Below are 12,721 nucleotides of genomic sequence, written 5' to 3' on the forward strand. Positions count from 1 at the left end.
CCGTACGCAAAGAGCGCGGCTGAGAGCAGCGGCACGCCTGTAAGCAGAGAACCGGTGATAATGACGCTCACATAGGAGTAAACACGAACTCGGAAATGACCACGAATAGGGTAACCGAAAGAACACCGTAGATAGCCCTGGGGAAGTCTTTCGAAGCCGGGCCGTTTCCGCGCTCCGGCGCCTTTGCAGAGACACCGGACATCATAGGGGCGAAGATCAGCAATGCCAGGAGCCCCGCAACTGCCACGAAACCGAATGCGAAACGCCAGCCGATGGCATCAGCGATCCAGCTAGTCGCCGGAACACCCGCAACTTGTGAAACGGTCATACCACCGAAGATAAGGGACAATGCCGACCCTTTGCGACCGGGCGGCAGGAGCTCGGTTGCCAATGCGGTGGCCGCCGGGGTGAACATGGCTGCGCCGTAGGCTGAAATGACGCGAGCTGCAGCCATGGTTGCAAAGTTCGGAGCGATCGCACAGATCACGTTGCCGATGATGAAGATTGAAACGGATAGGATCTGGACATTGCGGCGGATTAGGGCCCGGAACATCCAGGCATTCAGCGGCGCAAAAACCGCGTAGGAGAGTGCGTAGATTGAGATGATCCATCCCGCCGCTCCGGTTGAAATGTTGAGGTCACGAGAAATCACTTCTAGTGCCCCGATGATGACAAACGTATCTAGGCCAATCGCGAACGCAGCGATCATCAGAGCGGCAAGGGTTAGCTTTGTTCGTGTATCAGGAGGGGATAAGCTCATGATCCTGGCCATTCAGTTCATCGTGAGGTGTTCAAAGCCGTCATGCAACTCAGGATAAGGGCCAGCCGATGGCCATGCCTGAATACCCGGGGACGACGGCCAAGCTGCCACGGCCCCAGCACCTCTCCACATCCTGTGTGATCTCAAGCTGGTCAGGATATTCGAGCACCACGCTGCGTAAGTCCCGCATCATACAAGCCCTCCAGGAGTTTTTTCGCTACAACCGGCGCTGTCGTTTCGAAAAGCGGCTTATTTGATGCTTTTGCGTCGATCTACCCCACCCCGGCGAGCTCGGCGAGTATGACGTCTCGCAGCTTGGCCCCTTCGAAGTGGAGATATTTCACGCTGGCATGACGCGTACATCTTCTCGCCCGGCAGGGCGTGCAAATGCGCGGCGTCAGGATGCAGCGATTCGGTGCACGCGACCCGCTACAGATCACGATTTGGCTCATCCCGCTGCAATTTTGCGGGAATGCTGCGGCCACAATCTGAGATAAGTTTTGGTGAATGGTTGCGAAGGAATCACCAATGAGCGGCACCAAAGTTGATGGCGAAACGGTATTGCGCGCGGCTTGCACTGGCGATGCCCAGGCGCTCTATGACGTGACGGCACAATCGGTTCAAGGACTGGCAATCACCCATTACAAGCCCGAGCAACTGGAGGGGTGGATGGGAGAACGTACTGCCAAATATTACGAGGATGTCATCGCTGCGGGCACCACGATCATAGCCGAGCAGAACGGAGAGGTATTGGGGTTCGTCGACTCAGTTCCTGGCGAGGTGACCCGCCTTTTCGTTTTGCCGAAGGCATCAGGCCGCGGAATTGGTGAGCGATTGCTCAAAGCTGGTCTTGAAGCCGCGGCAAAGGAACACCCAGGACCAATCAAGATCGAGTCAACCTTGAACGCGCAACGGTTCTATGAACGTCATGGCTTCAGGGCCATCCAGAAGGGCTACTTCTCTCATGGGCTTGGCGGAGATCCGATCGAGATTGTCCTCATGGAAATGGCACGATAGAGCAGAGTGCAGAGCACTTGGTCCTCAGATATCATCTCTATCTGCAGGCCGGCGCGATTTCGAAACATCATGATCGAGCCTTCCTCCCAAGCCGCACGACGTGCCGCCACGAACAACCTAGACCATCGTCTCACCTCTTCCGATCGCACGAACGAAACTCATTTCGACCGCTCGAACAATCGGTGCTTCGCCAGGAACACATTTGTCATCATCGAAGCAGTCGATGTCAGCTTGCCTGCTTTGCTGCGCCTTAAACCCCAATTCGCTCTTCGCACCGGCCACCCTGCCACAGCGGAGCTAGTTTTTAATTAGTCGCCGCCGCGTAGCCTCGAGTCCGGCGATTTGCAAGGACGCCCGGTATGGAGGCGACCGGCACAAGCATCGACACGGGCCTCTGATGCAGGCCGATCTCCAGGACATCGCGCCAAGCGCATCTGCGGACTCGTGCGCTGGAACTTGCGACCTCATCACATCGCTCACGCCGCACAAGCGCGCTCAGCTCAAAATGACGTACCAGGGGCCGTCACAGGACCCGTACACAGAAGCTGGGGCAGGAGATCCCGATCTTCAGGAGGCCGCGTCGCGGCGAATTCCGCCCTTCGTTGTCCGATGATCGCCGCGCTGGGCATTCAAGACCCTGCCTCGCAATCCGTTTTTGCGGGAGCGACTTCGCTGGAATGCGCGGCGACTCGGGATTGGTCATTTATGGCTGTTTGCGCTGACTCGGGCTGAATTCCAAAGCATAAGCTTTCGCCTCAATGCGCCGTTTGCTATGATGTCACCGGAATGATGACGGAGTGCGCTATGGAGCCTCAGTGGCTGACGTATGGGAAGCGATTGCAAGCTATTGCGTCTAGTGGGCTCCATTTTGCGCGAGATCAATTTGATCGAGAACGTTACGAGGAGATTGCCTCTATAGCCAATGAAATGCTCGCCAACTTGGGAAGTGTTCCCATCGAGAGGATAGAAGGGCTCATCTCTGATTTCGCGAAGGGCTATGCGACACCGAAAGTCGATGTGCGCGGAGCGATCGTAGAAGAGAACAAGGTCCTTCTGGTCCGTGAGAAGAGCGATGGTCTTTGGGCCTTGCCTGGCGGCTTTGCAGACGTTGGCCTTTCTGCTGCCCAAAATATCGCAAAGGAGTTGTACGAAGAGGCCGGATTGAAAGTGTCTGTTCGTCGCCTCTACGGGGTCCGACACAAGGCCGGCGCTTCCTATTCGCCTGATGTCCGGGATTTCTACAAAGTTTTCTTTCTTTGCGATAGGCTCTCAGGCGGTGAGGCCCGGCCCAGATTGGAGACGAGCGAGGCGATCTTTTTCCCGAAAGATCGGCTACCTCCGCTGTCGCGAGGTAGAACTATCGAGAGTGACGTTGAAGCAGCCTTCGCATTCGCAACTGACGCGAACAAACCTGCCTTCTTCGATTGAGAGCTCGATCCATTCTCTTGGCCCGCACTCTTTCGTCCGTCAACAACGATGTTGCCGAATGAAGAGCTCCGCATGACAGAGAGAATCATTCGGGCGCCATCAACCACGGCGCCTTGCGCGTGCTTTGAAAGTCGGTCGCTGGTCGCTATCTTCTCTTCTAGTGAAGGTCGTGACCGAGCCCTTCGGCACTCATTCGGTGGTGTAGAGCGGTCGGTGCGCAGAACGCTCAATGGTTTCGGTTGCGTCATCGCAGCCCAACGTAGCTGATGCTGGTCAAGCAGCTTCATCAGCGATCACGTCCACCAACAAACGTAAGGGCGCTGAAACTCGACTGCATTGGTGACCGCCTCTATGCCACGCTCAAATGCGTTTGCCCCGTGCTTGGGATGGGCGCCGATGATCGGGAGGCTGTCCACGCGCCGCGTCAGCGGTCGGCGAGGGGGATCCCGCAGCAACCCGCATCTGCCTCAGCATGTCCTTCAAGCTCTGCGCGAAATCCTCGTCCGGCACCCAGTAAACGTCGTTTCTGTCGCCTGACGTTGCGACCGGCGAGCGGAAGACATTTACGCCACGCAATCCGTCGCGGAACTATACTGTCGATCAATCGCAAGAAACCGTGTTTGCTCCCGCGACCTGAACTTACTAGCCCTTGGCGAACGACCGCCCATTTCTGCCGACTCTCCAACACTCGGTCCTTGGGATTGCGTCGGTTGACGCGGTCGGCCGCCCTTCGCGTAGAACCGGACCTTATTATCGGTCGCGTCGATTTAGAATGAAATAGTTGGCCAGCCCGATCGTTAATAGCAAGAAGGCCGACACGACTGTACGAATCAGGATGGAGTCGATCTCGGACTTGAACACGGCGTTGTTGGCTTCAGCACCTGTTGAGAAATCGACATAGGACCCGGCGGCGAGGAGGAAAATGGCCAAAAGGCTGGAGAGGAGAAAGAACGCCGTCTTCATGCCTGCTTACTGTTCGCGAGTCTGGATGTGGGTGCGGAAACAGTCTCAGGCAATCGCCTTGACTGCGCTGGAGTAGACGCTGGCCGGCCGCGCGAGTCCGTAGTGCTCGCGCAAGGTCGTGCCGGTGTAGTCCTCGCGGAACAGGCCGCGCTTGCGCAGGATCGGGATGACCTGCTCGGCGAAGGTATCGAAGCCGCCGGACAGCCATGGCGGCATCACGTTGAAGCCATCGGCTGCGCCGCGCTCGAACCAGGTCTGCATGTTGTCCGCGATCTTTTCGGGCGTGCCGGCAATGACCCAGTGGCCGCGCGCGCCGGCGAGGCGCTGCACCAGCTGGCGAATGGTCGGCTTCTCGCGGTCGACGATATCGACCACGAGCTTGAAGCGGCTCGCGACTCCGCGCGCGCTCGCTGTGTCGATGAGATCCCGGGGAACCGGGCTATCGAGATCGTAGCCGGTGAGGTCGAGGCCTATCATCTGACGCAGCTGCGTCAGGGAGAATTCGGGCTGGATCAGCTCGTTGAATTCGTCCTGAAGTCGATCGGCTTCAGCCTGCGTGCTGCCGATGAAGGGGCTGATGCCGGCGCAGGATCTTGATCTCGTCGGGACTGCGATCGAAGGTGCGGGCCTGGCGCTTGATGTCGGCATAGAACGCCGTCGCCGACTCCAGTGTCTGATGCGCCGTGAAAATTGCCTCCGCGAACCGGGCGGCGAACGCGCGGCCGTCGTCGGAGGAGCCGGCCTGTACGTAGACCGGCCGTCCCTGCGGCGCCCGCGAGATGTTCAGCGGGCCACGAACGCGAAAATGCTTGCCGAAATGGTCGAGCGTGTGGATCTTGCTGGTGTCGGCGAAGATGCCAGAAGCCGGATCGTTGACGAGCGCGTCATCCTCCCAGCTATCCCACAGCCGGGAGATCACGTCGAGATATTCGCGGGCGCGCTCATAGCGCTCGTGGTGAGGGGGATGTTCAGGCAACCCAAAGTTCTGTGCGGCCTGCTGCGCACCGGTGGTGACGATGTTCCAGCCGGCGCGACCCCGGCTGAGATGGTCGAGAGACGCAAACAGCCGTGCCAGATTGTACGGCTCGGTATAGGTCGTTGACGCCGTCGCGATCAGCCCGATACGGCTGGTGACGGCGGCAATCGCTGCGAGCCAGGTGATTGGTTCGAAACGAAGGCGCTGGGCGTACCGAACATTGTCGGCCAGCGCCGGCCCGTCGGCAAAGAAGATGGCGTCGAATTTGCTCGCCTCGGCCCGTTGCGCCAGCTCCTGATAATGGGTGATGTCGAGGATGCGGTCTGGTTCAGATCCCTTATAGCGCCACGCCGCTTCGTGATGGCCGCCCGGATAGATGAAGAGATTGAGAAGAAGCTGGCGTTGGTTGCTCATGGTTCGTTTGTTCCGATGCGATGGCCAATGGTGAGACTTGAACGATTAAAGACCCGGAGAGGAATCCCGTGGCTCCGGCTTTCGAGCGAACGCGAAGCGCAGATATCGCTCCAGGCGGAGGCCCTCCGGGGTACGCTTCGCCTCGACCAAGCCAGCAAAGGCGCGCTCGATCGCTTCCCGTTCCGCTGTGGAAAAGCCGCCGAGGAAGTTACCGAATGCACTAGCCTCGGACCATCCGAGCGCCGAACTCACGTCGTCATGCAAATCGACCAGTGAACGCAGGTCGCTTCGGTAATCGACGAGACCGGCCTCAACGAAGAGCATTTTGAGCTCGTCGTCGGTGGCTCCGAGCACCCGGTGCGCTTCACCACTCCTCTCGGCGAACCCAGCCTGTTCGGTCGCCTGCCGAAGCAAAGTGCGGGACTCGTGAGTTTTGGTCGGGTCCTGAACGTTCAACCCGATCCGGCCGCCCGGCTTGAGAACGCGGTGAATTTCGTGAAGGGCTCGCCGCTTGTCTGAGATCCAATGGAACACGCTGTTGAGATAGACGGCATCGAATTCCGCAGGTTCAAAGCGCGAAAGGTCTTCGGCGCGGCCGATCGCGAATGTCAACGTCTTCGACGCGCGGAGACGCGCGATGGCAATGCGGTTCTCGAGAGGATCGATGCCGGTCACACGGCCGTCAGGCCCGACAAGTTGTGCGACGAATTCGGTAAGGCGGCCCGTACCGGCACCGATATCGAGCACGTGATTCCCGGCCTTCAATGCGAGCGGGCCGACGAGGAATTTACCGTGATGAAACTGGAGGATGCCGGCCTGCTCATAGGTGCGAGCAAGCTCGGGTGTGTCTCGTTCAAGGCTGATGACGCCGGAGGTCGACATCGTGCTTCTCAAATCTCCAACGGGCCGTCGAGACAGCTTGATTGGACGAAGTTTATGTTGTCGGAACGAGGAATGTCGATGAAATTGAATTACGTTGTTCGGTGTGATGCGAGCATGAATCTAGCGGCGCGCATCCCTGGAAGAGATGATGTTGCAAACCGATCGTCTCAATTGGATGCCCCAGCGCATGCCGAGCGTCTCACCCCGGTCTCTGGCTCGCTCCACGACACTACGCAAATCTTTCAACACGCCGAAGCCCGGCGATTGGCTCGTTGTGCGGGTTGAAAAACAAAGCCGATTCCATTTCATTGACTGAGTATCGTTCGCTTCTACGATTTGACCGCATTTGATGCTGAAACCTCGAGGTGCGAACATGTTTCAGTCCGTTGTCGACACTGCGGCGCGCGAGACCTTGCGCCTGATTGGACCCGATCCGCAGAACTGGATCCCTGACCGTCAGGGGATCGATCACAGCGTCGCCATCATCGGCGGCGGGCAATCCGGAAGCGCGTTCGCCTTTGCGTTGCGTCGTGCCGGCATCGGCAAGGTCACCCTGATCGATGCCGCCGGCGACGCTGCTTCGTCCGGCCCCTGGTTGAGCAGCGCGCGCATGAACAAGCTGCGTACGCCGAAAGGGTTGCCTGGGCCCGAACTCGGTTTGACAGGGCTGAGTTTCCAAGGCCTGGTATGAAGCCCGCCACAGCGCCGCCGCGTATGAAGCGATCGATCGCATTGCCCAGGTGGATTGGGCCGCCTACCTCGACTGATATCGCAGCACGCTTCGCATCAACGTGCGCTGCCGGACGCGGCTTCTCCGTGTCGAGCCGACCGCTGATCATTTGCGGCTTCATCTCGACCTGGCCGGCGAAGCGCGAACGGAAACGGCCCGCAAGATCATTCTTGCCGGTGGCTTCCCCAGTAACGGCGGTCCGTCCGTTCCCGACGTGCTCTCGCGCAATCTGCCAAAGGAGCTTTACGCTCATACGCTGGAAGCGATCGATTTCGAGAAACTGCGCGACAGGTTAGTCGCGGTGCTGGGCAGCGCGGCCTCCGCATTCGACGCGACGGCGGTGGCGCTCGAAGCCGGGCGAGGGAGGTGCATCTCTTCGCGCGGCGCGACAGGCATGCCTCGGAGCCGGTGATCAGGACGCGCGGCTATCCGGGAGCTTACGACAATTACGGATCGTTGCCGGACGCTCTTCGCTGGCACCAGGCCATCCGTTTCCGCCGTGCCGGATCCACGCCACCGCCTGATGCGGTCGCGCGCGCCGTCAAGTTCCCGAATTTCCACCTTCATCTGTCGGCGCCGTGGACGTCGGCCAAGCCGTTCGAGCGGCGGCTGCTTGCGACCACGCCGGATGGCAATATCGCATTCGGTTTCGTGATCGCCGGTACGGGTTATCGGGTCGATCTCGCAAAAACACCGGAGCTGGCCGCCTTCTCCGACAACATCCTGTTGTGGCGCGACCGCTTTTCGCCTTCTGCGGACGAGCAGGACGAAACCCTGAGCGCACATCCCTATCTCGGGTCGGGGCACGAATTCCTCGAGAAGGCACCCGGCCGCGCGCCCTATCTCCGTAACATCCACGTCTTCAACCCTGCGGCGTTCGTGAGCTTCGGCTTGCCAATTGGAGACGTCCCGAGCTTCAAGCGTGATATCCCGGCCGTCATCGCGCAAATCAGCAGGGATCTCTTTCTGGACGATCTTGCCTCGCATGAGGCCCGCATCAATGCGCCGATCGCCGACGATTTCGAACCTGCACTTTATGCGCCTGCGGTGTGGCGCACGCAGAGCGTCGTCGCGGCTGAATAGCAGAAAGCGCAGATATCAATCGGATACGTCGTGCGAGTGCGTGCAACTATTTTCCACCTTCGTCCAACTTTGGAAGCTATTTCCGAAAGTCTTGAGTTAGCATCCTGTGACTGAGCGAGAGGCTGCATTGATGCCGTCTCTCGGGGAAGATCCCGCCAGACCCGATTGCCGCCAGAGCAGACGGCGATACTGCAAGAGGATCGATCACGACCATCAGCTGTGTATTTACTCCGCCATCGCATCAGCGATCGGCGAACGGCGGAGCCTTGTCCAAACGGGATCGCGATCTTGGGGAAAATGACATGACGGACGCAATCACCATCGACAACGTCATTCCGCGCGCGGATATCGTCAAGCGGTCGGCACGTATCGGCGCGGAGATCAGGAACATCAAGCTCTCGGGCGATCTCCCGGACCGGACGATCGCGGCGATCAACCAGGTTCTGCTCGAGCACAAGGTCGTCTTCTTCCGCGACCAGAACCATCTCGACGACGCGGGGCAGGAGAGTTTTGCCGTGAGGCTCGGCAAACTGGTTCCGCACCCGACGGTCGGCGCGACCAAGGGAACGGCGTCGATCCTGGAACTCGATTCCGGACGCGGCGGCGGCCGCGCCGACCAGTGGCACACCGATGTTACCTTCGTCGACGCCTATCCGAAGATCTCCGTGCTGCGCGGCGTCGTGATCCCCGAGTTCGGCGGCGATACGATCTGGTCAAACACCGCGGCATCCTATCTCGATCTGCCGGCGCCGCTGCGCAAGCTCGCGGACGAACTCTGGGCGGTGCACAGCAACGCCTATGACTACGCCGTCAAGACCCGCGCGAGCGAGGCCGACAGGAAGCACTTCGAGGAGGTCTTCACCGGCACGATCTACGAGACCGAGCATCCCGTCGTTCGCGTCCATCCCGAGACCGGAGAACGGACGCTGGTGCTTGGCAATTTCGTCCAGCGCTTCGTCGGCCTGTCGAAATACGACAGCCAGAAGCTATTCGACCTGTTCCAGTCCCACATCACTGCGCCCGAGAATACGGTGCGCTGGAGCTGGCAGCAGGGTGATGTGGTGATCTGGGACAATCGCGCTACCCAGCACTACGCCGTCAACGATTACGGCGACCAGCACCGCGTCGTCCGGCGCGCCACCATCGACGGCGAAGTGCCGGTCAGCATCGATGGCCGCAACAGCGTCACCCGCGTCAAGTCGACCAAGCCACAGGCGAAGGCCGCCTGAAACGAGCGAGGAGTGAATACAATGGAAATCGCTATCTCTGCGTTGCGTCGCCTGGTTGCCGGTCTGCGTGCAAGAGGGCGGCAACTTGGCCTCGCCGCCCTCGGGCTGATAGGGCTCGTCGGCAGCGCCATGGCCGAGCCGCAGCTCGAAAGGACCGAGGTCCGCTATCAAGGCTGGGCCGGCCAAGTCACGTTTATCGAGCTGGCCGATGACCTCGGCTATCTCGCGCCGCTCAAGCTGAAATGGATCGGCAACACCATCAGCGGTCCGCAGGACATCCAGACGGTGGTGACCGGCGATATCGACATCGGCGGCGCGTTCTATGGCGCGATCATCAAGCTGATCGCGGCCAAGGCGCCGATCAAGGCGGTGGTCGGCTATTACGGCTCGGACGACAACACCTACAACGGCTATTACGTGAAGGATGACAGCCCGATCAAGACCGCGCGGGACCTGATCGGCAAGAAGGTCGCGGTCAACACGCTCGGTGCACATCTCGAATTCGTGCTGCGCGAATACTTGGCTCGTAACGGCCTTACGCCGGCGGATGCGAAGCAGGTGACGCTGGTCGCGATCCCGCCCGTCACCGGCGAGCAGGTGTTGCGGCAGGGACAGGTCGAGGTGGCCACGCTCAACGGCGTGTTGCGCGACAAGGCGCTCGAACGCGGCGGCATCCGCAGGCTGTTTGCCGATACCGACATCTTCGGAAACTTCACCGGCGGGTCCTACGTGCTGAGGGACAAGTTCATCAAGGACAATCCCAACACCTCGCGCAGGCTGGTCGAGGGCGTGTCGCGTGCCATCACCTGGGCGCAGACGACGCCGCCGGAGGAAGTCCGCGCCCGTTTCGAGCGCATCATCGCCGATCGCAAGCGGAACGAGGACGCCACACCGATCAAGTACTGGAAGAGCACGGGTGTTGCGACCAAGGGCGGCGTGATCGGTGATGCCGAGCTGCAGGTGTGGGTCGACTGGCTGGTCAAGGATGGTCTCTTGAAGCCGGACCAGCTCAAGCCGTCTGATCTCTACACCAACGAGTTCAACTATTTCCGCGCCGGCAAGACCGCGGAGGCCAAATGACCATGGCCAAGATCCGCTTCGAGCATGTCCGGAAGGACTTCCTGGTCCGGGGCAAGGATGGCGGGCCGGCGCAACGCTTCACTGCGCTGGACGACATCACGCTGGATGTTCGGCCCGGCGAGTTCCTTGCGCTGGTCGGGCCGAGCGGCTGCGGCAAGTCGACCTTGCTGGATCTGCTCGGTGGCCTGACGGCACCGAGCAGTGGGCGCATCCTGCTCGACGGTAAGGTCATCGACGGACCGGCGCGCGACCGCGGCATCGTATTCCAGCAATACGCGCTGTTTCCCTGGCGCACGGCTGTGCAGAATGTCGAGTTCGGGCTCGATATCGCCGGCCTGAAAGCCAGGGAGCGGCGGGAAAGGGCGCTGCACTATCTCGACCTGGTTGGGCTGTCCGGCTTTGCCGACCGCTACCCGCACGAGCTCTCGGGCGGCATGAAGCAGCGCGTCGCCATCGCCCGCAGCCTCGCCTACGATCCCGAGGTGCTGCTGATGGACGAGCCGTTCGCGGCGCTGGACGCGCAGACGCGCGAAACGCTGCAAGGCGAGCTGTTGCGGATCTGGCGCAGCACCGGAAAGACCATCCTCTTCATCACGCATGGCATCGACGAAGCCGTCGTCCTCGGCCAGCGTGTGGCGGTGATGACTTCGCGTCCCGGCCGCATCAAGCAGATCGTCGATATTCCCGACGAACTACATAGCGAAACCGAGGACGTCCGCTCGTTGCCTCAGTTCGGGCATGTGCGGCATGAGGTCTGGTCCTTGCTGCGCGACGAGGTGTTGAAGGCGCAAGGAGCTCAGGTCGCCGCAGCGGACGGCGAGAGCGTCGCAAAGGCGAAGGAACTGGCTCATGTCTAATCTGGAGGTGCTGACGTTGCTGGAGCTGGCCGAGGGAAGTCCGAAGCACCGGGCCGCACAACGCGTCGGTGCGCTTACCGCGGCCACGAGCGGCTTCGCGCGATGGTTCGGTGTCATCGGGCAGCGATCGCTGCTGCTGGTGCTGTTCCTGACAGTCTGGGAGACGGCGCCGCGGTTGGGTCTGATCGACGTGACGTTCCTGCCGCCGTTTTCCGAAGTGATCGCCGCGGGTTGGCAGCTCGCGCAGAGCGGTGAACTCTATGAAGACGTCGGCGCGAGCCTGCTGCGGGCGCTGAGCGGATTCCTGATCGCGGTCGTTCTGATGGTGCCGCTCGGCTTGCTCACGGGTTGGTACGCCCGGCTTGGCGATCTGCTGAACCAAACCATCGAGATAGCACGCAACACGGCGCCGCTGGCGCTGCTGCCGGTGTTCATCCTGCTGGTCGGCATCGGGGAGCTCTCGAAGATCACGATGGTGGTCTATAGCTGCGCCTGGCCGCTGCTGCTCAACACCATCGCGGCGGTCCGGCAGGTCGATCCGCTGCTGGTCAAGTCGGCGCGGACGATGGGCGCGACGCCAAGCCAATTGTTCCGCAAGGTGATCCTGCCGGCGTCGCTGCCAACCATCTTCGTCGGCATTCGGCTGGCAAGCGCTTCCGCGATGCTGGTGTTGGTGGCTTCCGAGATGGTCGGCGCCAAGTCCGGGCTCGGCTATCTCATCATCAACAGCCAGTACAGTTTCCTGATCCCGCAGATGTATTTCGGCATCCTCGGCATCACCGTGATCGGCCTCGTCTTCAACGCGATCCTCGAGGCGCTGGAACGTCGCTTGATGCGCTGGAAGGCGCCCGTAGCGGCCTAGCCCCGTTGTTGCGGGCCGTAGCCTGCGTCACGAAGCTGTTTGGCGGCGCATCTTCGGTCACCCAGACGTTGCCCCCAATCGTCGAGCCGCGGCCGATCGTGATCCGGCCGAAAATGGTCGCGCTCGCCCGATGAAGAGCGCGGCGCGATGGACCTGGTCGCACAGGCTGTCGAGCGCAATGCTGAGGCGGTTGAGGAGAACGACATGCAGACGTGCCCCGGTTCTGGCCTAGGCTCAAAAGTGCTACGTGCTCGCGAAACAGTGGGCTCGAGAACGAAGATGACCTTACCTACGAGCTGCTCCATGACGACGTCGTGACGGCCGATCACCTCCCGTCGCAAAGCATCACGGGGGCGGCTTTCCACATTGTGTGTGCGCTGCTGAGATGGACGTGACTGTGGCGAGCGAGCTTCGCCGTTGCAACTCGCGTCCGTTGCTCA

Annotated in this window: 9 protein-coding genes and 3 pseudogenes; 7 read left to right on the forward strand and 5 right to left on the reverse strand. The window is 60.7% G+C overall.

Translation table 11 applies throughout. From position 1 onward, the window contains the following. Positions 1-67: 67 nt before the first annotated feature. Positions 68-772: an MFS transporter gene (locus tag IVB54_RS41005; RefSeq protein WP_247478097.1), complete on the reverse strand. Its 705-nt coding sequence runs from the start codon at positions 770-772 to the stop codon at positions 68-70. 516 nt (positions 773-1,288) lie between these two features. Here IVB54_RS41005 and IVB54_RS41010 point away from each other — a divergent pair. Both IVB54_RS41010 and IVB54_RS41015 read left to right on the forward strand, forming a co-directional pair. Beyond that, positions 1,289-1,777: a GNAT family N-acetyltransferase gene (locus IVB54_RS41010; RefSeq protein WP_247298897.1), complete on the forward strand. Its 489-nt coding sequence runs from the start codon at positions 1,289-1,291 to the stop codon at positions 1,775-1,777. Between the two features lie 804 nt (positions 1,778-2,581). After that, entirely contained in the window at positions 2,582-3,205 is a 624-nt protein-coding gene (locus IVB54_RS41015) for an NUDIX hydrolase (protein ID WP_247282776.1), read from the forward strand. Between the two features lie 750 nt (positions 3,206-3,955). Here the strand turns inward: IVB54_RS41015 and IVB54_RS41020 are convergent. From IVB54_RS41020 to IVB54_RS41030, 3 genes and pseudogenes are all read right to left on the reverse strand, one after another. Continuing rightward, complete coding sequence (locus IVB54_RS41020; RefSeq protein WP_247298893.1) at positions 3,956-4,168, reverse strand: hypothetical protein; 213 nt, start codon at positions 4,166-4,168, stop codon at positions 3,956-3,958. 45 nt (positions 4,169-4,213) lie between these two features. Continuing rightward, positions 4,214-5,558: pseudogene (locus IVB54_RS41025) on the reverse strand (LLM class flavin-dependent oxidoreductase). Between the two features lie 45 nt (positions 5,559-5,603). Further along, complete coding sequence (locus IVB54_RS41030) at positions 5,604-6,440, reverse strand: class I SAM-dependent methyltransferase (protein ID WP_247441181.1); 837 nt, start codon at positions 6,438-6,440, stop codon at positions 5,604-5,606. Positions 6,441-6,813: 373 nt separating this feature from the next. Between IVB54_RS41030 and IVB54_RS41035 the strand changes: the two are divergent. From IVB54_RS41035 to IVB54_RS41055, 5 genes and pseudogenes are all read left to right on the forward strand, one after another. Continuing rightward, positions 6,814-8,253: pseudogene (locus tag IVB54_RS41035) on the forward strand (NAD(P)/FAD-dependent oxidoreductase). A 302-nt stretch (positions 8,254-8,555) separates the two neighbouring features. Continuing rightward, complete coding sequence (locus IVB54_RS41040; RefSeq protein WP_247298883.1) at positions 8,556-9,482, forward strand: TauD/TfdA family dioxygenase; 927 nt, start codon at positions 8,556-8,558, stop codon at positions 9,480-9,482. A 21-nt stretch (positions 9,483-9,503) separates the two neighbouring features. Beyond that, complete coding sequence (locus IVB54_RS41045; protein ID WP_247371434.1) at positions 9,504-10,562, forward strand: ABC transporter substrate-binding protein; 1,059 nt, start codon at positions 9,504-9,506, stop codon at positions 10,560-10,562. Then, on the forward strand, positions 10,559-11,419 hold the full coding sequence (locus IVB54_RS41050) for an ABC transporter ATP-binding protein (RefSeq protein WP_247371431.1): 861 nt from the start codon (positions 10,559-10,561) through the stop codon (positions 11,417-11,419). Before IVB54_RS41045 ends, IVB54_RS41050 begins: the two co-directional genes overlap by 4 nt. Continuing rightward, positions 11,412-12,281, forward strand: a complete 870-nt coding sequence (locus tag IVB54_RS41055) for an ABC transporter permease (RefSeq protein ID WP_247777614.1) — start codon at positions 11,412-11,414, stop codon at positions 12,279-12,281. Before IVB54_RS41050 ends, IVB54_RS41055 begins: the two co-directional genes overlap by 8 nt. On the opposite strand, the pseudogene IVB54_RS41060 reads toward IVB54_RS41055, so the two are convergent. Next, a pseudogene (locus IVB54_RS41060) lies at positions 12,217-12,408 on the reverse strand (hypothetical protein); the annotation flags it as partial. The gene IVB54_RS41055 and the pseudogene IVB54_RS41060 sit on opposite strands and share 65 nt — an antisense overlap. Positions 12,409-12,721 lie beyond the last annotated feature (313 nt).

It is taken from the genome of Bradyrhizobium sp. CW1 (assembly GCF_023100665.1).
Taxonomy (GTDB): domain Bacteria; phylum Pseudomonadota; class Alphaproteobacteria; order Rhizobiales; family Xanthobacteraceae; genus Bradyrhizobium; species Bradyrhizobium canariense_D.